This is a genomic window from Streptomyces buecherae, assembly GCF_014295035.1.
In the GTDB taxonomy this organism is placed as follows: domain Bacteria; phylum Actinomycetota; class Actinomycetes; order Streptomycetales; family Streptomycetaceae; genus Streptomyces; species Streptomyces youssoufiensis.
Window position 1 is genome coordinate 1,194,519 of record NZ_CP060404.1, and the last position, 19,541, is coordinate 1,214,059.

General features: G+C 69.5%; 20 protein-coding genes. 2 read left to right on the top strand and 18 right to left on the bottom strand.

What is annotated here, in order from left to right:
• Positions 1 to 8 precede the first annotated feature (8 nt).
• The 11 genes from H7H31_RS04455 to argC form a co-directional block, all read right to left on the bottom strand.
• Positions 9 to 326, bottom strand: coding sequence for an AzlD domain-containing protein (locus H7H31_RS04455; protein ID WP_187061752.1), 318 nt, complete (start codon positions 324 to 326; stop codon positions 9 to 11).
• Entirely contained in the window at positions 323 to 1,090 is a 768-nt protein-coding gene (locus H7H31_RS04460) for an AzlC family ABC transporter permease (RefSeq protein ID WP_187061753.1), read from the bottom strand. The genes H7H31_RS04455 and H7H31_RS04460 overlap by 4 nt, the downstream gene beginning before the upstream one ends.
• Complete coding sequence (locus H7H31_RS04465; protein ID WP_187061754.1) at positions 1,087 to 2,019, bottom strand: branched-chain amino acid aminotransferase; 933 nt, start codon at positions 2,017 to 2,019, stop codon at positions 1,087 to 1,089. Before H7H31_RS04465 ends, H7H31_RS04460 begins: the two co-directional genes overlap by 4 nt.
• Entirely contained in the window at positions 2,016 to 2,471 is a 456-nt protein-coding gene (locus H7H31_RS04470; protein WP_187061755.1) for a nuclear transport factor 2 family protein, read from the bottom strand. Before H7H31_RS04470 ends, H7H31_RS04465 begins: the two co-directional genes overlap by 4 nt.
• Positions 2,468 to 3,730, bottom strand: coding sequence for a DUF6421 family protein (locus tag H7H31_RS04475; protein WP_187061756.1), 1,263 nt, complete (start codon positions 3,728 to 3,730; stop codon positions 2,468 to 2,470). Before H7H31_RS04475 ends, H7H31_RS04470 begins: the two co-directional genes overlap by 4 nt.
• Positions 3,727 to 4,296 (bottom strand): type 2 periplasmic-binding domain-containing protein, encoded by a 570-nt coding sequence (locus H7H31_RS04480; protein ID WP_187061757.1) that lies wholly within the window; start codon positions 4,294 to 4,296, stop codon positions 3,727 to 3,729. Before H7H31_RS04480 ends, H7H31_RS04475 begins: the two co-directional genes overlap by 4 nt.
• A gap of 237 nt (positions 4,297 to 4,533) precedes the next feature.
• On the bottom strand, positions 4,534 to 5,091 hold the full coding sequence (locus H7H31_RS04485) for an arginine repressor (RefSeq protein WP_176164920.1): 558 nt from the start codon (positions 5,089 to 5,091) through the stop codon (positions 4,534 to 4,536).
• A gap of 6 nt (positions 5,092 to 5,097) precedes the next feature.
• Positions 5,098 to 6,324 (bottom strand): acetylornithine transaminase, encoded by a 1,227-nt coding sequence (locus H7H31_RS04490; RefSeq protein WP_187061758.1) that lies wholly within the window; start codon positions 6,322 to 6,324, stop codon positions 5,098 to 5,100.
• Entirely contained in the window at positions 6,321 to 7,403 is a 1,083-nt protein-coding gene (gene argB / locus H7H31_RS04495) for an acetylglutamate kinase (RefSeq protein ID WP_187117783.1), read from the bottom strand. The genes H7H31_RS04490 and argB overlap by 4 nt, the downstream gene beginning before the upstream one ends.
• Positions 7,400 to 8,554 (bottom strand): bifunctional glutamate N-acetyltransferase/amino-acid acetyltransferase ArgJ, encoded by a 1,155-nt coding sequence (gene argJ / locus H7H31_RS04500; RefSeq protein ID WP_187060767.1) that lies wholly within the window; start codon positions 8,552 to 8,554, stop codon positions 7,400 to 7,402. The genes argB and argJ overlap by 4 nt, the downstream gene beginning before the upstream one ends.
• Before the next feature lie 133 nt (positions 8,555 to 8,687).
• A complete protein-coding gene (gene argC, locus H7H31_RS04505; protein ID WP_187060768.1) occupies positions 8,688 to 9,716 on the bottom strand; it encodes an N-acetyl-gamma-glutamyl-phosphate reductase in 1,029 nt (342 codons plus the stop codon).
• Positions 9,717 to 9,942: 226 nt separating this feature from the next.
• Between argC and H7H31_RS04510 the strand changes: the two genes are divergently transcribed.
• Positions 9,943 to 10,278, top strand: coding sequence for a VOC family protein (locus tag H7H31_RS04510; protein ID WP_197995946.1), 336 nt, complete (start codon positions 9,943 to 9,945; stop codon positions 10,276 to 10,278).
• Positions 10,279 to 10,882: 604 nt separating this feature from the next.
• On the opposite strand, the gene H7H31_RS35130 is transcribed toward H7H31_RS04510, so the two are convergent.
• Positions 10,883 to 11,200: a DUF7848 domain-containing protein gene (locus tag H7H31_RS35130; protein ID WP_455567247.1), complete on the bottom strand. Its 318-nt coding sequence runs from the start codon at positions 11,198 to 11,200 to the stop codon at positions 10,883 to 10,885.
• On the bottom strand, positions 11,155 to 11,472 hold the full coding sequence (locus H7H31_RS04515) for a hypothetical protein (protein ID WP_187060770.1): 318 nt from the start codon (positions 11,470 to 11,472) through the stop codon (positions 11,155 to 11,157). The genes H7H31_RS35130 and H7H31_RS04515 overlap by 46 nt, the downstream gene beginning before the upstream one ends.
• A 396-nt stretch (positions 11,473 to 11,868) precedes the next feature.
• Between H7H31_RS04515 and H7H31_RS04520 the strand changes: the two genes are divergently transcribed.
• A complete protein-coding gene (locus H7H31_RS04520) occupies positions 11,869 to 13,170 on the top strand; it encodes an XRE family transcriptional regulator (protein ID WP_187060771.1) in 1,302 nt (433 codons plus the stop codon).
• Here H7H31_RS04520 and H7H31_RS04525 read toward each other — a convergent pair.
• From H7H31_RS04525 to H7H31_RS04545, 5 genes are all read right to left on the bottom strand, one after another.
• Positions 13,167 to 13,877 (bottom strand): HAD family hydrolase, encoded by a 711-nt coding sequence (locus H7H31_RS04525; protein WP_187060772.1) that lies wholly within the window; start codon positions 13,875 to 13,877, stop codon positions 13,167 to 13,169. The two genes, H7H31_RS04520 and H7H31_RS04525, sit on opposite strands and share 4 nt — an antisense overlap.
• A gap of 1,037 nt (positions 13,878 to 14,914) precedes the next feature.
• Positions 14,915 to 15,274, bottom strand: a complete 360-nt coding sequence (locus H7H31_RS04530) for an HNH endonuclease (protein ID WP_187063043.1) — start codon at positions 15,272 to 15,274, stop codon at positions 14,915 to 14,917.
• Between the two features lie 269 nt (positions 15,275 to 15,543).
• Positions 15,544 to 16,044: a hypothetical protein gene (locus H7H31_RS04535; protein ID WP_187063044.1), complete on the bottom strand. Its 501-nt coding sequence runs from the start codon at positions 16,042 to 16,044 to the stop codon at positions 15,544 to 15,546.
• Between the two features lies 1 nt (position 16,045).
• Positions 16,046 to 16,282 carry a hypothetical protein gene (locus H7H31_RS04540; protein ID WP_187063045.1) on the bottom strand — a complete coding sequence of 79 codons (237 nt, stop codon included), beginning with the start codon at positions 16,280 to 16,282 and terminating at the stop codon, positions 16,046 to 16,048.
• A gap of 832 nt (positions 16,283 to 17,114) precedes the next feature.
• On the bottom strand, positions 17,115 to 18,845 hold the full coding sequence (locus H7H31_RS04545; protein ID WP_187063046.1) for a recombinase family protein: 1,731 nt from the start codon (positions 18,843 to 18,845) through the stop codon (positions 17,115 to 17,117).
• Positions 18,846 to 19,541: the final 696 nt, after the last annotated feature.

The window sequence follows — 19,541 nt, forward strand, 5'->3', positions numbered from 1 at the left end:
CGGCGGCGCTAGGTCAGGGCGCGGGCGGCTGCCGTGGCCGCCGCCGCGACGAGGATGACCAGCGGCACCGGGGCCCTGAGCCGCCAGGCGACGAGGGCCGCGGCGAAGCCGGTGACCCGGGCGTCGAGGGTGAGGCCGCCGTTGTCCGGGGCGCCGAGGAGTTGGGTGACGACCAGCACGGCGAGCAGGGCCGGCGTCAGGTACTCCACGAAGCGCGGGAACCAGGTGGGCAGCGCCCTGTCCCCCATGACCAGCGCGCCGGCGCCCTTGAGGAGGAAGGTCGTCGCCACCAGGGCGCCCAGCACGAGCCAGGTCGGGTCGGTCATCGGGCCCTCCGGGTGGCGACCAGCGCGATGAGGCAGGCCGCGGCGATGGCGGTGTCGGGCAGGCCGGCGGCGGTCAGGGCCAGGGCGCTGCCGGTGGCCGCGAGGGCGGTGGCGCGACGCCCCGGGCGGCCGTCGGTGCCCAGGTGCGGGGCGATGAGCAGGAAGAACAGGACCGGGGACACGGCGTCCAGCCCGTAGCGCGTGATGTCCACGGCCGTGATCGGGCCGAGCGCGCCGACCAGGGTTCCGGTCACCCAGCCGAGCCAGAGCACGGCGCCGGAGGAGAGCAGGCGCACCCGGTCGAAGCGGCCGTCGGCGTCGCTGGCGATGGCCCAGGACTCCTCGATCACCCACTGCGCCTCCACCGCGCGCCGGGCTCGACCGCCGCGCAGCGCGGGCAGGATGGCGAAGCCCATGACGAGGTAGCGCAGGTTGAGCAGGGTGCCGGCGACGGCGGCGGCCACCCAGCCACCGCCGCCCGCCAGCACGGACACTGCGGCGAACTGGGACGAGCCCACGAACACCAGCCCGGACATGGTGGTCGCGGCCAGCGCGGTGAAGCCCGAGCCCTTGGCGAGCACGCCGAAGGAGATGCCGAAGGCGAAGATGGCCACGGTGAAGGGGAGCGCGGCCCGGGCGCCGGCCCGGTAGGCGGCGCGGCGGTCCGCCGTCGGCGCCGCCGGGTGCGGCGGCGGGTGCGGCGCCGGCCGGCCCTCGCCTCGCGCGGGCGGGTCAGGGCCCCGCGCGGGCTCGGCCGCGCTCACCGGTCCGCGCCCGCCGTGGCGGCGGCCACCGTGTCCCGGTAGTCCCGCAGCAGCGTCGCGCCGAGCCCGCCGACCGGGAACACGCGGTCGTCGATCGCGCGGACCGGCTGCACCTCGTACGCGGTGCCGGTGAGGAACACCTCGCTGGCGCGGTCGAGTTCGGCCGGCGCGATGGGACGCTCGTGCACCCGGATGCCGAGGCGCCCGGCGGTGGCGATGACGGTGCGACGGGTGATGCCGTCCAGGAAGCAGTCGGGCACGGGGGTGTGCAGGGCGCCGTCGATGACGAGGAAGAGGTTGGCGCCGGTCGCCTCGGCGAGCAGTCCACGGTGGTCGAGCAGCAGCGCGTCGTCGTAGCCGGCGCGTTCGGCGGCCTGCCGGGCGAGGGCGCCGGTGGCGTACGTGGCGGCGCCCTTGGCCCGTACGGGAGCGGTGTCCGGGGGCGGGCGGCGCCAGCGGGCGGTGGCCAGGCGGACGCCGCGGAGCTGGGCCCCGGGGGCGAAGACGTGCGGCCAGGGCCAGGCCGCGATGGCGACGTGCACCCGGGCGCCACGGGGCGAGACGCTCATCGTCTCGGTGCCGCACCAGGCCAGTGGCCGCACGTACGCGTCGCGCAGGTGCTGGGCGCGCACCAGAGCGCGGGTGGCGCGGTCGAGTTCCGTGGCGCTCCAGGGCAGTTCGAAGCCCAACTCCCGGGCCGACGCGCACAGTCGCTCGCTGTGCTCGTGGAGCTTGAAGACCACGCCGTCGTAGACGCGTTCGCCCTCGAAGACGCTGGTGGCGTAGTGCAGGCCATGGCTGAGCACGTGCAGCCGCGCGGCCCGCCAGGGCACGAACCCGCCGTCCAGCCAGATGACGCCGTCACGCTCGTCGAAGGGCTCGCCGGCCGCGAGCGGCGCGGTGGGCTCGGCCGGGGCGGCACCACTCACGTGGCGAACCCCCGCTCGGCGTACGGGTAGCCCTCCAGTTCGTTGGCGGGGGCCGTGTCGTCGCGGCGGGACGCGTAGTAGACGCGGACCTCGTCGATGAGGCCGGCGTCGTTGAAGCGGTAGACCTCCACGCCGCGCAGCACGGTGCCCAGGCCCGGCTTGAAGCTGGTCCACTCGCAGACGGCCGTGCGGGTGTGCTCGTCGGCGAAGACGCCGTCCACGACCCAGGACGAGGAGTTGGCCGCCACGTCGGCGCCCCAGCGCTCGACCGCCGGGTCGATGCCGACGATGGGCCCGCGCATGCCGACCGCGAGGTAGTGCACGACGTCTTCGGCCAGGACCCGCGCGAACAGGTCGCGGTCCACGGCGTTGCAGGCGTCGAAGTACCGCCGTACGGCCGTCTCCATGTGGTCCCGGCTCAGTGCGGCCCGGTGCGGCTGGGGCGAAGTCATCTCTCTCCCGGTGCGAAGTGGAGCGGCGGAAGGGCGGCGAGCTGGCGGTGGGCCCGGCGCAGGATGTGCTGGTCCGCGGTGAAACGGTAGCGGTCGCCCGCTTCGCCGGCTGGCAGGAACCGCCGCACGAACGCGCGGGCCGCGGCCCGGTACGCGGCGGGCGTCGCCACGCTCGCCTCCAACCGCGTGATGTCCGAGACCAGTTCCGCCAGCGCCGGCAGCAGCCGGCGCCGGTCGAGGTGCAGCCGCTCGCCCCGGTCGGTGAGGGCGCCGGTCGCGCGCAGCCAGGAGAACAGCAGGACGCCGGTGCCGGCGTCGAAGTTGCGTACGGCGTCGTCGGCCAGCGGGTAGCGGAACATCCGCTCAAGGACGATCATGGCGATCTGCTCGTCGGCGTACGGCACGCCGCCACCCGCGCAGGCCAGCGCGGTCTGGCAGTCCACCTTGAGTTCCTCAAGGAGGCCCACGAACCAGTTCATCTTGACCGCCAGGTGCTGGTCCAGCGGCCAGGCGCCCTGGTGGTGGAAGTAGTCGTGCAGGTAGCCCCACAGCGAGCGGGCCTGGTAGCAGGTCTCGGGGCGCAGGCCGCTGGAGGCGCGCGGCACCGAGTCGGGGGTCAGGACGGCCTCGGCGGCGGGCAGCGCGTAGGTCTCGTGGATCCTGCGGAACTTGCTGAAGGTGAAGACGGCGTACGCCTGCGCGGTGACCCGGTCGTGGGTGGCGACGTTCTCCGGGAAGAAGACGATGCAGTTGCCATGGGCGAAGCCCGCGCTGCCGGCGAGCAGCGCGGTGGCCTGCGAGGTGTTCTTCGGGTGCGGGTAGCGCGCGGCCACCGTCTCCAGGGCGCGCGGCTCCTCGCGCCGGATGAGGAAGAACTCCATCCGCTGGCCCACCGGTGGCACGCTGTTCGTGGTCCGGGTCGGGGCCAGGAACGCCGCCCAGTCGCCGTCGGCGGGCGCCACCAGCGCGTCCCGGGAGCGGGCGAAGTGCGGCGGGGTGTCCAGTCCCGCGGCCAGCCAGTCGGCGACGTCCGCCCGCAGCGCGTCGGCCTGGTGCTCCCGCCCGTGCCCGGCCAACCAGCTCGCCGCCTGCGCGGTCAGCCCCCGCAGCGCCCGCGCGTCCCGCTCGCCGGGGGTCGCGATGGTGCCGTCGTCCCGCTGGCGCGCGCGGAAGGCGTCGACGCGCGGGATCAGGGTGCGGGTCAGCTCCCGTGCCGTGGCCAGTAGTTGGGCGTCGGCCGGGTGCGGCGCGGCGCTCACGGCGCGACCTCGATCACCTGGTGGACGGTGAAGACCATCGGTACGGCGCCGAAGCTGTGCACGACCCGCAGGCCGTAGGCGCGGGCCGCGACCACCGTGGTGACGCACGCGTCGGCCCGGCCGTCGGCGCAGTCGATGGCGGCCTGCGCGTTGCTCGACGTGGGGCGCGGTTCGCAGTAGGGCGGCACGAGGCCGGCCGGAGCCGGGTGGGTGGCCACCGTGCGCGGCTTCTCGGGCGCGGCGGCCGAGACGGCCAGCACCATCTCGTGGGTCGGCATGAGGAAACTGTCGACCATGCGGCAGGTGCGCAGGTTGTCGAAGACGAGGGTGTGGAGCCGCGGGTAGACGGCGCAGGCGACCAGCGCGTGCGCCCCGGTGCGCGGGAGGCCGTCGAGCGCGGACTCCAGCGAGGGGTGCAGGATGACGGTGCCGCTGTCCGCGAGGCCGCGGCGATCTATCCACTGCCGGGCGGCGGCCTCCAGGTTGGTGCCGGCCGGGCCGAGCGTGTGCAGCGTGCGGATCGTGTCGAGCGGGGACGGGGCTGCGGGCGCTGCGCCTTCCGGCATGTCTCCCCCAGTGCTCCGCACGCGCGCGGGGCACGAGGTGCGGGCTCGGTGGTGTGGACAGGCATGTGCGAGGACAGCGCGTCGCGTGGGGCCGCCGACACGCTGACCCGGTACAGAAGCGGAATCACGCTACCGCCGCGCCCCCGGGGTGTCGAGAACCACCAACGGGTCCACGCCACCTGCGCAACACGCCGGTCGTCGGCGCGAGATGGGCAGGTGGCGTGGGGTGCGAGCGGGTCAACGGGCGCGCTGGGCCAACCGCATCAGGTGGTCGGCCAGGGCCTGGCCGCCCTGCGGGTCACGGCTGATCAGCAGCAGCGTGTCGTCTCCCGCGATGGTGCCGATGATGTCGTGCACCTCGGCGGTGTCGATGGCCGAAGCGAGGAACTGGGCCGCGCCCGGCGGGGTGCGCAGCACCACGAGGTTGGCCGACGCCTCAGCCGAGATCAGCAGCTCGCCCGCGAGCCGGGCCATCCGCCCCTCGCTCGCCGACTCGCCGAGCGGGGCCCGTGGCGTACGGTCGCCGCCCTCGCTGGGCACCGCGTAGATCAGCTCACCGCCGGTGTTGCGGATCTTGACCGCGCCCAGTTCGTCCAGGTCCCGGGAGAGGGTCGCCTGCGTGACGGTCAGCCCGTCGTCGGCGAGCAGCTTGGCGAGCTGGCTCTGCGAGCGGACCGGGTGCCGGCCCAGGATGTCCACGATCCGGCGGTGGCGGGCGGTGCGGGTCTGCGGCACGGCCGGCCCGGTGGGCGTGTGCTCCCCGCCGGTCACCTCGTTGTCCTGCGCCTCGGTCATCGTCTGTCAGTCTCCGGATCGTTGTTCCCCATCGGGCGCGCTGGCCCCATGCGGCGCGGGTACCCCGTCGAGGACGGCGGGCAGCGCCCCAAGGAACGTGTCGATCTCCTCGGCCGTGACGATGAGCGGCGGCGCGAGCCGGATCACGTCCGGCGCGACCGCGTTCACCAGGAACCCGGCGTCCTGAGCCGCCTGCTGCACCCGCTGCGCGAGCGGCTCGTGCAGCACGATACCCAGCAGCAGGCCCGCGCCACGGACCTGGGCGATGCCCGGGTGGTCCAGCGCCTCGATTCCCTCGCGCAGCCGCCGCCCCACGTGTCGCACGTGGTCCAGTACCCCGTCGGCCTCGATGGTCTCCAGCACGGCCAGGGCCGCGGCGCAGGCCACGGGGTTGCCGCCGAAGGTGGTGCCGTGCTGGCCCGGCGTGAGCAGTTCGGCCGCCGGGCCGAAGGCGAGGGTGGCGCCGATCGGCAGGCCGCCGCCGAGCCCCTTGGCCAGCGTGACGACGTCCGGCTCGACGTCCTGGGCCCGGCTGGCGAACCAGTGCCCGGTGCGGCCGATGCCGGTCTGCACCTCGTCCACGACCAGCAGGGTGCCGGTGGCCCGGGTGATCTCGCGGGCCGCGGCCAGGTAGCCGGCCGGCGGCACGACCACGCCCATCTCGCCCTGCACCGGTTCGACGATGACCAGCGCGGTCTCGGTGGTGACGGCCGCGCGCAGCGCGTCGACGTCCCCGTACGGCACGTGGGTGACCGTGCCGGGCAGCGGCAGGAACGGTTCCTGCTTGGCGGGCTGTCCGGTCAGGGCCAGGGCGCCCATGGTGCGGCCGTGGAAGCCGCCGGTGGTGGCGACCATGTGGGTGCGCCCGGTGCGCCGGCCGATCTTGAAGGCGGCCTCGACCGCCTCCGCGCCCGAGTTGGCGAAGAAGACGCGGCCCGGCTGTTCGGAGCCGAAGAGGCGCAGCAGGCGCTCGGCCAGGGCGACGGGGGGTTCGGCGACGAAGAGGTTGGAGACGTGGCCGAGGGTGGCGACCTGGTCGGAGACGGCGCGCACGACGGCCGGGTGGGCGTGGCCGAGGGCGTTGACCGCGATGCCGCCGACGAGGTCCAGGTACCGCGTGCCGTCGGCGTCCCACACCAGGGCGCCCTCGCCGCGCACGAGCGGCACGCGCGGGGCGCCGTAGTTGTCCATCAGCGCGGCCTGCCAGCGCTTGGCGAGTACGGAGTTGTTCACGTCTGCTCCTCGTCCGGCACGACCATGGTGCCGATTCCCTCGTCGGTGAAGATCTCCAGCAGGATGGAGTGCGGCACCCGGCCGTCGATGACGCGCGCGGTGGTCACTCCCCCGCGCACCGCGGTCAGGCAGCCCTCCATCTTGGGCACCATGCCGCTGGCCAGTTCGGGCAGCAGCTTCTCCAGTTGGGACGCGGTGAGCTGGCTGATCACCTCGTCGCTGTGCGGCCAGTCCGCGTACAGCCCCTCGACGTCGGTGAGCACCATCAGCGTCTCGGCGCCGAGTGCCGCGGCCAGCGCGGCGGCGGCGGTGTCGGCGTTGACGTTGAAGACGCCGCCGGCCGGGCCGTCGGCCGCGTCGCCGCTGCGCGCGATCGAGGAGATCACCGGGATGCGGCCGTCGTCGAGCAGCGCCTGGATGGCGCCCACCTCGATGTGGGTGATGTCGCCGACCCGGCCGAGGTCGACCGGTTCCCCGTCCACCCGGGCGTAGCGCTTGGTGGCGGTCATGGTGTGCGCGTCCTCGCCGGTCATGCCGACGGCCAGCGGCCCGTGCTGGTTGAGCAGCCCGACCAGTTCCCGCTGCACCTGGCCGGCCAGCACCATCCGTACGACGTCCATCGCCTCGGGCGTGGTGACCCGCAGGCCGGCCGCGAAGGTGGACTCCAGGCCCAGCCGGTCGAGTTGGGCGCTGATCTGCGGGCCGCCGCCGTGCACGACGACCGGGCGCAGGCCGGCGTGGCGCAGGAAGACGACGTCCTGGGCGAAGGCGGCCTTGAGGTCGTCGTCGACCATGGCGTTGCCGCCGAACTTGATGACGACGCACTTCCCGTGGTGCCGAGTCAGCCATGGCAGCGCCTCGATGAGCGTGCGGGCCTTGGGCAGCGCGGTGTGTTTACGGGTCGCCGGCTGGCCGGGACGGACGGGCGCGGCCGGCGCGGGCTTGACCGGCGCGTCCGGCTGAGCCGGCAGGTCTGACTGGGCCAGCAGGTCCGGCTGAGCCGGCAGATCCGGCTGCGCGGGCGCGTCGGCGGGCGGGGGCGTGGGCCGGCCGGTGGGCTCGGGGGCGGTGTGGCTCATGAGGAGTACGCGCTGTTCTCGTGGACGTAGTCGGCGGTCAGGTCGTTGGTCCAGATCACCGCGGACTGGCTACCGGCCGCGAGGTCGGCGGTGACGCGCACCTCGCGGTAGCGCATGTCCACCAGCTCCCGGTCCTCGCCGACGCTGCCGTTCTTGCACACCCACACGTCGTTGATCGCCACGTTCAGTTGGTCGGGCTCGAAGGCGGCCGAGGTGGTGCCGATGGCGGAGAGCACCCGGCCCCAGTTGGGGTCCTCGCCGTGCAGGGCGCACTTGAGCAGGTTGTTGCGGGCGATGGACCGGCCGACCTCGACGGCGTCCTCCTCGGTGGCCGCGCCGGTGACCTCGATCCGGATGTCCTTGGACGCGCCCTCGGCGTCGCGGACGAGCTGCTGGGCCAGGTCGGCGCAGACGGCGCGGACCGCCTCGGCGAACGCCGCGTACTCGGGCGCGCTGCCCGAGGCGCCGGAGGCCAGCAGCAGCACCGTGTCGTTGGTGGACATGCAGCCGTCGGAGTCGACCCGGTCGAAGGTCGTACGGGTCGCCGCGCGCAGCGCCTTGTCCAGGGAGCCGGCGTCCAGGTCGGCGTCGGTGGTGAGCACGACGAGCATGGTGGCCAGGCCCGGGGCGAGCATGCCCGCGCCCTTGGCCATGCCGCCGACGGTCCAGCCGTCCTCGCTGCGGAAGGCGGCCGTCTTGTGCACGGTGTCGGTGGTCTTGATCGCGATGGCGGCGCCCTCCCCGCCGTCCGGGGTCAGCGCGGCGGCGGCCCGCTCGATGCCGGGCAGCAGCTTGTCCATCGGCAGCCGCAGCCCGATCAGGCCGGTGGAGGCGACGGCGACCTCGCCGGCGCTGTGCCCGAGCACGTCCGCGACCTTCTCGGCCGTGGCGTGGGTGTCCTGGAAGCCGAGCGGTCCGGTGCACGCGTTGGCGCCGCCGGAGTTGAGGACGACGGCGGAGACCGTGCCACCGGCCAGGACCTGCTCGGACCACAGGACGGGGGCGGCCTTGACGCGGTTGGAGGTGAAGACGCCGGCCGCGGCCAGCCGCGGGCCCTGGTTGACGACCAGGGCCAGGTCCGGGTTGCCGTTCTCCTTCAGGCCCGCGGCCACGCCCGCCGCGGTGAATCCCTGTGCTGCCGTAACGCTCACCGTGCTGCTCCGTTCGCTTCCACGAGTTCCAGGGGGGTGCCCGCGGCGGCTGCCGCGCGCGAGGACGGGTTCGGTACCGGGCGTACGGGCCGCCGGGGCCGGCGCCGCCACGGGGCGGGGCCGTGCGCGTGGTTCACGGCGCCACTCCGGTGGTGGGCAGGCCCAGCTCCTCGGGGAGGCCGAGGGCGACGTTCATGCTCTGGACGGCGCCGCCCGCGGTGCCCTTGGTCAGGTTGTCGATGGCGGCGATGACGATGAGCCGCCCGGCCGCCGGGTCGTGGGCGAGTTGCAGGAGCGCGGTGTTGGCCCCGTACACGGCACCGGTCGCCGGCCACTGCCCCTCGGGCAGCAGCCGCACGAAGGGCTCGTCGCGCAGCGCCTTCTCGTACGCGGCGCGCGCCGCTTCCGCGTCGACGCCGGGCTTGGTACGGGCGCTACAGGTGGCCAGGATGCCGCGCGGCATGGGCGCGAGCGTGGGCGTGAACGAGACGCTGACCCGCTCCCCCGCCACGGCCGAGAGGTTCTGCGCCATCTCGGGGGTGTGCCGGTGACCACCGCCGACACCGTACGGACTCATCGAGCCCATGACCTCGCTGCCGAGCAGGTGTGGCTTGGCGGCCTTGCCCGCGCCCGAGGTACCGGACGCCGCGACGATCACCGCCTCCGGCTCGACCAGGCCGGCGGCGTAGGCGGGGAAGAGGGCGAGCGAGACGGCGGTCGGGTAGCAGCCGGGCACCGCGACGCGCTTGCCGCCGCGCAGCGCGTCGCGCGCGCCGGGCAGTTCGGGCAGCCCGTACGGCCAGGTGCCGGCGTGCGGCGAACCGTAGAACGCCTCCCAGTCCGCGGCCTCCCGCAACCGGAAGTCCGCGCCGCAGTCGACCACCAGCACCTCGGGCCCCAGCTCGCGGGCGACCTCGGCGGACTGCCCGTGCGGCAGCGCGAGGAAGACCACGTCGTGTCCGGCCAGGCGACGGGCCTCGGTCGGCTCCAACACCCGCTCGGCCAGCGGCCCCAGGTGCGGCTGGAGCGCGCCGAGCGACTGCCCGGCGTTGGAGTTGCCGGTCAGCGCGCCGATCTCCACCTCGGGGTGCCCGAGCAGCAGCCGCAGCACCTCCCCGCCCGCATACCCGCTCGCCCCGGCCACCGCTACCCGCACCGTCATCGAACCCCTCCTCCTTGGTGGCATGACTATACGGAGGGGGGTAGCTTTATGCAATGAGTGGCCGGGACTGGCCTCAAGGGTTGAGACGGAGCGTCCGAGTCGCCCCGTAAGCGCTTGAGCTGGCCTGTCTAAGCGCCAGTAGTGGCCCGCTGGGCGGCGGCTGCTCCGTTGACCGGCAGTCATCCCCAGCCCTGGCAGCCAGCCGACCCTGTTTATGCTCACGCCCATGGCACTCGAGTGGGAACAGATCATCGTCGACTCCTCCGACCCCATCGCCCTCGGGCGCTGGTGGGCCGAGGCTCTCGGCTGGGTGGTGGTCGACGAATCCGAGGAGATCATCGAGATCCGGCCTGAGCCGGACCGGATACCGGGCCTGCTCTTCGTGCCTGTCCCCGAGGGCAAGACGTCGAAGAACCGACTCCACCCCGACTTCCGCCCCGACGACCAGGAGGCCGAGGTCGCTCGGCTGCTCTCCCTCGGTGCCCGGCGAGCGGACACCGCGCGGGAGGAGCAGCACTGGGCGACCCTTCTCGACCCCAACACTCCTGACTGCCAGTTCTGAGCATACGCGCACGTCAGCGCCAACGACAGAGCCCCGCCCGGCACTTGGCCGAACGGGGCATCTTGCTGAATACCACGAGCATGAAGTCCCGCCCGCACGCCCCTCCCCTGGGCAAATATGCGGACGGGACTGGTATCCCGACGACCCATAACGTGCTCACGGCTCCGGCTTGACTGCTCGCATATACGGCGAGGAGCGAGGGCGGGTGGCAGCTAGCGCGACGCGTCCTGGTGTGTCTTTCTTCCTCGCCGGTGTGAGGCAGTGCCGGCTGCTTGTAGACGATCCAGGGATCGCGCGAGGACGCGTGCCCACCCTCGGTCAGCGCGTTGGAGCAGGAGCACCAGCGCCAGTCGTCCCGTGGCACCGAGCCCGGTACGGGTGATGCGTTGCGCCATGGTGCGCACGTCGTGCACTGCGAAGCTGCTGACCTGATAGCGCTGGTGGCCCGTCTGAGTCGCGTGCCGGATCATCCACCCGTCCACGTCAGCGGCGGCGCCGCACTCATCCGACTCCGCCCCACAGGACAAACCAGGTCCCCCGCCCAGGCACCCCGCCACATACCCCCCGTGCTGCTGTCCCCAGTGCCGGGGCCAAAGGTCCGCCTTCATCGGCCCTCCGCACCGTCACGCGTCACGCGTGAGTAACTGGTGATCACGTGACGAAACAGCCCGTGGGTGGGGTTGCGACCGGTGTGCCGCATCGCCCAGTCCTCTGCCTCTGCGACGGTGTCGCACCCGTCACTCATCGCCTTGCAGTCGACGGACATACAAAACGCTTCGCACGCGACACCGGCTTCAGGCACCTGGTGGATGGTGTGGGGCAGGTAGCCGTACCGCTGCCGACCCTGCCGTGTGGGCTCCTGTCGCTCCGGGGTGCTCACGTCAGACTCCGCCCCGGCTTGGTCGTGCGCTGGACCAGCCACTGTGCAGCAGGGTGCTCTATCGGCACGACGTCCGTGCGGGCGCTCAGCCCTCGATCGGTGTCCGTCTCACCGTCGATCGTGGCGACGACACCGCCCGCCCGGCTGACCATCTGCCGCAGCGTCACGCTGTCTTGGGGGTCGTGACTTACTCGGGCCCAGGTGGCGACGAGGCAGACCATCCTGGTGCCCGTCGGCTGCCCCTCCATCTCCGCCACCATGGCGCGCCAGTAGGGGCGCCGATGGGCGTGGATCGCGTCGTCACCTGTGTCCACCCACAGCCCCTCAAAACGCCACCCCATGCGGGCTACGTAGGCGTGGCATTGGGCTACTCGCTCCAGCATCCGGCCGGTCTGTGCCGTCGCTTCACGGTCGTAGATGAACGCCTTCACAGGGTCCTGTTCCGACTGCCTCGCGACGCGCGCTTCGGGCGTGGTCGCGTGCGTATGCTCTCTCATGGCTACCTCGCGTCAGGTGGTCCACGCCCCCGGACGTTCGCCGCGTCGCGGGGGTCCTCTGCTGTGAGCGCAGATGCGCGTCACCTCATGAGCTTCAGGTCCACGGCAACCTTTGGGGAACAACGAATGGGGAACCCTGCAAGCCCATTTGGGGAACCCCGTTGGGGACTACGCTTGAGAGCCCTGCCCCCTCAGACCCTGCAGGTGGTGCCCATGGATGACCGCCAGACCAAGCGCAGCGGTTACCCGCTGACGATCCCTGACACGTTGCTACTGAGCGATGCGATGCAACGAGCCTGCGCAGCAAGGGATTTCCAAGAGATCTTCCGTTTGGTCAACAGGCGCACGGGCTCCAGTTATGCGGTTATGGCCGCCGCAATCGGCAAGATGACAACCTCACGTGTGAGCGACGTTATCCGTGGTGTCCGTGGCATCCGAGGTCGGCAGGTTGTAGAACGCGTGGCCGATGGCTTCGGAATTCCCGGACAAATGCTTAGCCTGCCGGAAAGGCCATGGGAAGGCAGCCGGTCAAGTACGGATTCCGCACCAGACGCCGTAACCGCTCCAGCGGCGCTAGATATGCCGATGCTAGGCATTACACCATTCGAGGGTATGACGCTTCAGCAAAGCGGCGAGCAGCTCCTCAAGATGTTTCTGCATCTCGATGATGAACTGGGCGGTGACAGTCTCTTCCTTCCGCTGACGCGTTACGTCACACGGATGGCTGAAAGCGTGCGCGAGAACCCCGGAGACGGGCTCTCAGTTTTTGGCCAACTGACTCAGATGGCGGGATGGCTGGCCCTTGATGCCAATAGCCATTCTACTGCCAGGAGGTATTTTGAAGCGGCTGTGCGGGTTGGGAAGGAGTCCAGCGACCCCGGCCTCATGGCAAGCGCACTCGCCTACATGAGTTTGCAGGAAACATATCGAGGCCGGCCATCGAATGCACTCACCCTTGCCCTTGATGCCAATGAAGTAGAACCCCACAAGCTCACGCCTCTCACTCGCACGATGCTGAGAACGCGGCTGGCGCGGGCGCATGCGGGCTTGGGAAACGAAGATTTGTGCCTGGAAACGTTAGAATTGGCGCGAAAGGAATTTGAGCAAGCAGGGAGTCGGAGAGAGCCCCACTACGTCTCTTACGTGGACTCCGTCGAGATCGCCGCCCAGGAAGGCGCTTGCTATCTCGATCTCGGGTTAACAAGCAAGGCAGTCAAGTCTCTCACTAGCGCCATCGGCCTATTGAGTATTCATAGCCCCAATCGAGTCCGTGATCGAGTCCACTACCTTTCCCGTCTCGCTAAATGTTATCTCCTTGACGGGGAAGTCGAGGAAGCCTGTCGAACGGCTAGCCATGCATTGGACTTCAGTCGGACAATTGGCTCAGCGCGCGTCACCGAACGCCTTGGGGAGTTTGAGGCATTGCTTAACCCTTACAATGGCGTGTCCAGCGCCGCCGACTTCAAAGAGGCGTATCGCGCGACCACGCAAGGTACGGCAGCGCGAATCTCCTAGATTCCACGCGAATCGAAAATTACCTCGAATAGAGCTTCGCTATCGGCCAGGTCTGCAAGCACCAAGTCCGCCCCCGATTCTCGGAGAGCCTCTACGGGGCTACTGCCAGTCGCCACCCCGACTGCAAATGCTCCGGCATCGTGAGCGCCTTTGATATCGTGAGGCGTGTCACCGATGATGAACGTTCGCTTTCCGGGGAAAGCGATCCGGTATTTCTCCTCGGCCCGATCGCGGGCGAGTCGAACGAGGTCAGCGCGGTCGCTTCCGTCGTCACCGTAGCCACCCACATCCAAGTCGATCCCGTCAGCAAGACCGAATGCGCTTAGCTTCGCTTTGGCGATAGATCGGATATTCCCTGTTACGAGTGATTGCACGGCCCTTTTGCCGTGAAATGCGGATATAGCTTCATGAACCCCCGGTAGCGAGTGCCCATTGCTTTGCATCTCACCTTTTAGATCTTGTGCTGCCACACCGAGGGCCGAATAGAAATCTGAGACGAGTGAAGGTGACGCCTCAACATCGTTGAGCTGCAAGGTCTCGGTGATGATGGCGCGCTCCGTTCGCCCGGTCATGGAGGCTAGGTCGCGAAGGGGGCGCCCTATGACCGAGCTAAAAGCCCGCTCATAGATGGAACGACTAACGCCACCGATACTTACGAGAGTATGGTCTACGTCCCACAAGACGAGTGCTGGATCAGTCTGTTTCATCGACACGGTGGAATCTTCTCACGCAAACTCGCACTCGGGAAGCCCGCCGTAGTGGCGCCCCTAACCACGAGCATGCTGAAGCCCCCGCGCCCGCCGCTCTAGCTAGGGTGACGAGCGCGGGGAGCTCTGGGTTTATATGGGAAGCGAGGAAACCAACTGTGATTCCCGGGGGTTTACCTCCACCGAAACGGGCTAATGAACCACGTAGGTTTTTTGTCTCCCTGCCGCTCAGGGCGGTGAAGGGGCGGGAGTTACCCCCCTGGTCAGAACGGCGGACGCTCGGCTGCCTCTCGCCGCGAGCGAGCCTCAGCAGCCCAACCACCCGGCTGCCGACGAGCTGTCTCGCGGTTGTGGCACGCAACGCACAGCGGACGAAGATGCTTCGCCGCGTCCGGGCTCGCCTCGCCCCTCGCGATCAACTCGCGGCGACTCACCGGGAAGTGGTCGGCCACCCGCGCGGACCGGCCGCACAGCACGCACCACGGGTTGGCGTACAGGTACGCGCGCCGGATGCGCTGCCACCGTGTCGAGTACACCGCGCCACCACGTGACGCACGGTCGGCGTTCGCCCCACGCTCGTGCGCGACACAGCGTCCACCAGTAGTCAGCTCGGGGCACCCGGGGACAGAGCACGGGGGGCGGGGTTTGCGGGGAACGGGGGTCACCTCCAGACCGGGCAGCTGTGAAGAGGAACCTACGAACAGTCCGGCTCGGTGTTTGTACTCTCCAGTAACTGTGACGGGGCAGGTAGCGAGAAATTCGCCAGGCCACGCCAGGGTGCACTGCCTAGTCCGCCGCCCTCCTCGTCGGGTGAGATGTCCATCGGCAGATCCCAACAACGAAGCCATGGAGGACACTCATGCCCGGCCCGTATGAGCACCAACGCCACGAGAGTCCCCAGCTTGAAATCCGAATTGGCGGACTCAGTCTGACGATTCAGCGAGTTCCCGGATGGTTAGTAGCAGCCCTCGCCACTGTCACAGGGAGCGCGCTCGCCGCGTGGTTCACGCCGCGGTGACTCTCGCTTCGGCCACGCTTCAGTACGCAGCCAAAATGATCCAGGGCAGAGCCCGCTCCGAGCACACTGCCCCGAACTCCGCGCTCGTCCTGAGTCCGTGGCACCCGTGGCACAGCACCTGAACGTTGCGGTCAACGTCTTCCCCGCCGAGGAACAGCGGACGCACATGGTCCACGTCCACCCCGCCGGCGGGGAAGTCCCCCAAGCACCAGTCGCACCAGGCCGAGCCCCGCTCGTCCACCCGTCGCCGGAGCCGCGCCGCAGCGTCCCGACGGCTCGCCCGTCGCGGCTCCGCGCACGACGAGAGCGGACGGCCGGGCCGCTTCGACTTCCCACGGGGTTCGGTCCGGCACTGCCCCCTGCCGTCAACTCGGGACATCCGGGTATCGGGCAGGGGGTATGGGGCTTACGCGGCATGGGGGCCATTCGGCGGGATCGCCGGGGGGTCTATCGGAGTTCCGTCCGGGTGGCGGAGTGTGAGGTCGATAGCCGTCAGCCGGCCAGCGTGCCGCGTTCGCTGAACTCCCCTTGGCATCACGGTCTCTGTCGCCATGGCCGTGTCGGACCATGCGGGCCGCCCATCCGCATCGCGAGGGAAGTACGGGTAGTCCCCCTCAGGCCCCGGGTCGAGTGCGTCAACCGCCATCATCACTCCTTCTTGTCCAGGAACTCATCCCGAGCCTTTCGCAGCTCGTCGGCGAACTCGGCGGCCTTCTCCGCAGCCTTCCTTTCGGCGTAGCTCTCAATGTCAGTGAGAATGGCCACCGGGTAGTAGCGCTGTTCGGGAACGGTCACGACTTCCTGCAATGCCCGCTGTCCTCGCTGCGCCTCATCGAGAACATGCCTGCGCTTGTGGCGGGCCGACCGGTATTCGACGTAGGCCGCGAACCAGGGTTCCTCGGCCAGCAGTTCATAGAACCGGGCGTGGGAATCGTCCCCAGAGTTTGCGGCTTCCATTGCTCGCCCGGACCAGTTGTTGGAAAATTCGCGGTCGTATACCTCTCCGCGCTCGGCCCTACGGGTCGCTTCGGCTTCCTGTGCCGCTTCCAATTCGGCCTGTGCGTCAGCGAGCGGGGCGGACAGTTTTTCGGCTTGCGCCTGGAGCTTGGCGACGCGCTCCGTTGCCTTCTGGATTTCGTTGGTGGTCATATCAGTTGGCACCCTTTGTCACGTCGCGGCCGTGCTCGGCTGCAATCTTCTTGTCGTTCTCGTAGTAGCCAAGGCTCATCCGGATAGAAGTGCCGAGCGTTTCGAACACTTCGGGGCGCGAGTCGCGCAGTGCGGCGAGTTCTTCCATGCGCTCATCCAGCTTGAATGCGTCGGCGCGGCTCTGTCCCTTGTTGCGCTTCCCGTCCAGGAACGCGGCACGGTTGAGATATTCGTTCACGGTCTTTCCTTCATTGTGTTCGGGCGTGAAAAAGCCCCTGCGTATGGCACGTCAGGGGTTCGTGAGTGAAGCTCTGGAGTTGTGGACGTTCCTGCCCCTATGCGGGGGCCCAATCCGGGATTCCGATCAGCGCACGCGCGGCCATTTGCGTTGCCTGGTACGTCTCCGTTCGGCAGTCCGCCGAGCAGTACAGCGGGCGACGACCCCGCCCGACGTAGTGCAGTTCGTTGGAGCAATTCGGGTGGGCACAGATGCCGGGCCCCGTGCCCTCGGCTCGCTGCCGCGCGTCGGTGACGAGTGCGAGCGTTGTACGTGCGGCGGCCTGGTCGCCGTTCACGGCGCCCTGTGCGGCGTTCTCAGCGCGTCGCAGCAGTGCGCAGACCTCTATGAGTCGTGTGGTGTCCATGGTTTCCCTCGGGCGGGCAGATTGGCGTCAGCGGTCCGTCAGCGTGGGCCGCTTCCTGGTTCGCGGGTAGTAGGGACCGAGGGTTGCCCGCAAAACTATTCAGGCCAGACGAATCGGACACCGAATGTGATGCAGGCAACATTTGAACGGTCCGGAATCGTCGGCATGGACCGAACAGCAGACGCAGAGCGGTGAAGGGGTGTTGAGGGTGACGACAGAGACCCCAATCTCTCTTCTCTCTAGGTTTTTCTTGGCTTCCCCAAAAACAGTCGAAGTTCGACACCCTCAACACCTTTTCGCCTCCCGCTGTTCAGCAGCCCCGCCGATGAGCGGGGCGCGTACGCCTGCCTGTGGGCGCACCGGAGCCCCGGCGGGCAACGGGGCCATCCGGGGCTCTGGAGGGGCATAGGGGGCGCGTCGGGGCCCTTATGCGGCGACCAGTTCGCGGACGGGGTCGACCAGGCGCACGCTCGCGCCCTCGGTCGGCTCGTCTCCGCGCGTCTCGGCTTCCAGCGCCGATGCCTCACCCGCGAGAGCGTCGGCGGCGGGGTCCGGCTCTCCGGACATGGTGAACGTGACACGGCGCGTGTCCAGCTTCCGCCACCCGCCGGGGGTGCCTCGCCGTACGTTTAGTCGCACGCCCGCTTCAACGAGTAGCGCTCGTCGTCCCGCCGTGTCCGCCGCTTCCCACTCGTCGCGGATGGTGCGGCCGGTCGGGGTGACGATGCGTTGCGGCTCGCGCTTCTCGCGGGTCTCCAGCTCGGCTATCCGGTTGTCGAGTGCGTCCGCACGCTTCTGCCACTCGGCCGCAGCGTGGCGGGACTTCTGGCGTCCCTTCTGTTCCTGGTGCTCCGCGAACTCGGCGAGGGTGGCGCGAAGCTCGGGCTCAGGGTCGTACCCGGGGACAGTGACGACGTGCGTTGTCTCCACGGGGCCCATCAGGCGCAGGAACTCGACGGTCACGTACTCGTCGGCCCAATCGCCCCTGACATGAGCGGACTTCTCGCACTTGAAGCCGCGCGAATACGGGTTGCACTTGTAGGTGGGGTGCTGGTTGTTCCTGCTGTCCTGCTTGTTCAGGTACATGCGTCCGCCGCACGAGTCGCAGTGGATGACCCGCAACAGCAGCGCGTCCGTGTCCTTCCGGTCCCCGTTGTCGATGCTCCGCTCGTCCAGTACCGCGCCGATGCGGTCGAACTCTTCACGGGTCATGATCGGCTGTGTGGTTGCCGTGATCGGGTTGCCCTCGGCGTCGCGCACGGGGCGGCCCTTGTGCATCTTCCAGCCGAGCAGCGTTTCGTTACGCAACATGCGCGTGATGACACCGGGGTTCCACATGAACGCGTCTCTAACGAGCCCCTTGACTCCCCCGGTCTTTCCGCCGGTCTTACGGCCCTTCTTGACGGCCCAGTGATCGCGCGGACTCGGAACCCCTTCAGTGTTGAGCCCCACGGCGATTGCCGAAACAGTCTTCCCCTCGAACAGCTCTCGGACGATCCGCTCAATGATCAGAACGGCATCGGGGTCGGGGGCAAGCGTCCAGCCGATACCGCCGTGTTCCTTGGACATGGGGGCGGGCATGTAGCCGTACGGCGGGCGCGCGCCGCGCCACCGCAGCGCCATCTTGCGGATGGCAGCCATGGCGCCGGTAACACGGTCGCTAATGCTCTGCGCTTCCACCTGAGCGGAAAAGGCGAACATCATCATCATGAGTTCGCCCATGGGGTCCATGGGGTTGCGGAAGTCGAAGACCAGCCGGCCCCCGCCGATGCCCTCGGCGAAGACCAGCACCTTGCGATGCTCGCGAGCCCACTTCGCAAGCTCGTGCATGTCCGCCATGGACCGGATAGCGCGGTCGAACCGCCACCACACCAGAGCGTCGAACTCATCGGGGCGGGAGAGCCACCCGCCGAGGGCGGGACGGTCAAAGGGGCTGATCTTGGAAGCAGAGACGTCAAGGTCTACCGCTTCCCGGAGCTGGTCTCCCTCGCCAAAGTCGATGTTGAGGGCTGCCGCAACTATGTCGTCGGCTTCGCGCTGCCGCTCGGGGCTGGTGGTCTCATCGGTGAGCACGGACAGGCGTACGCAACGGACACCACGCAGCGTTTCGGTTTCGTAGACCGTGCCCACGAGGGGGTTCCGGGGTGCACTGTTCATGGTCCCCGTAGGGACCGAGGGGTTCCCGCTGTGCTCCCTGACCAGGACTGATGCCACCACGTCGCCACTCCAGAACGTCTAGTTCTGAGTGTTGGGAGACCCGGAGGGCAACGAATTCTGTGTCCTGGGCGAGCGGAAGAGCTGAGCGGGGCCGGGCACCCGTCCGGGCGGAGGCGCCGGGCGGCTGCGCCCGTCCGCAGCCGCCCCCGCCGCTACCTTCCCGAAGGCGGCATGGACAAGACCTACCCCCCAGGACATGACCGTCGGTCATCGCCGCATCCAGGCAGGGGAGGCTCCTGAACGGCGCTTGCGACCTTCTCGGCGACTGAGCGTTCCACTCGGCGGGACGGGCCGACTGAGCCGCTCAGTCACACTGCGGCCGAGCGCGCCGGTTGGCCACTCCGAGCGGCACCGGTGGCCAGTAGGCTCATATTCATGGACGCGTTCCTGCCATACCTGATCTTGATCTGCGGCCTTGCCGCAGTCCTGGGTTCGCTCACCTGGCTGGCAGCACACATCCGCCGCCGAGGTCTCGCGGGCGGAGCCGTGAGCGCGGCCCTGGCCTCCTACGAGGAGGCGTTCCGCATCACCGCTCACGAATCCCACATGGAGATCCGGGCCCAAGCAGAACGCAGGGCTCCGATCCTCTCGCCTGACGACCACTGGAGGCGCGACCCTGATAAGGCCGGTCAGGCG

What these genes read in the sequence shown, in the direction of transcription:
- H7H31_RS04520 (WP_187060771.1), top strand. Translation starts at nt 11,869, where the DNA reads ATGGATGACCGCCAGACCAAGCGCAGCGGTTACCCGCTGACGATCCCT.
- H7H31_RS04480 (WP_187061757.1), bottom strand. Translation starts at nt 4,296, where the DNA reads ATGCCGGAAGGCGCAGCGCCCGCAGCCCCGTCCCCGCTCGACACGATC.
- argC (WP_187060768.1), bottom strand. Translation starts at nt 9,716, where the DNA reads ATGACGGTGCGGGTAGCGGTGGCCGGGGCGAGCGGGTATGCGGGCGGG.
- H7H31_RS04470 (WP_187061755.1), bottom strand. Translation starts at nt 2,471, where the DNA reads ATGACTTCGCCCCAGCCGCACCGGGCCGCACTGAGCCGGGACCACATG.
- H7H31_RS04455 (WP_187061752.1), bottom strand. Translation starts at nt 326, where the DNA reads ATGACCGACCCGACCTGGCTCGTGCTGGGCGCCCTGGTGGCGACGACC.
- argB (WP_187117783.1), bottom strand. Translation starts at nt 7,403, where the DNA reads ATGAGCCACACCGCCCCCGAGCCCACCGGCCGGCCCACGCCCCCGCCC.
- H7H31_RS04485 (WP_176164920.1), bottom strand. Translation starts at nt 5,091, where the DNA reads ATGACCGAGGCGCAGGACAACGAGGTGACCGGCGGGGAGCACACGCCC.
- H7H31_RS04525 (WP_187060772.1), bottom strand. Translation starts at nt 13,877, where the DNA reads ATGAAACAGACTGATCCAGCACTCGTCTTGTGGGACGTAGACCATACT.
- H7H31_RS04530 (WP_187063043.1), bottom strand. Translation starts at nt 15,274, where the DNA reads ATGTCCCGAGTTGACGGCAGGGGGCAGTGCCGGACCGAACCCCGTGGG.
- H7H31_RS04545 (WP_187063046.1), bottom strand. Translation starts at nt 18,845, where the DNA reads ATGAACAGTGCACCCCGGAACCCCCTCGTGGGCACGGTCTACGAAACC.
- H7H31_RS04535 (WP_187063044.1), bottom strand. Translation starts at nt 16,044, where the DNA reads ATGACCACCAACGAAATCCAGAAGGCAACGGAGCGCGTCGCCAAGCTC.
- H7H31_RS04510 (WP_197995946.1), top strand. Translation starts at nt 9,943, where the DNA reads ATGGCACTCGAGTGGGAACAGATCATCGTCGACTCCTCCGACCCCATC.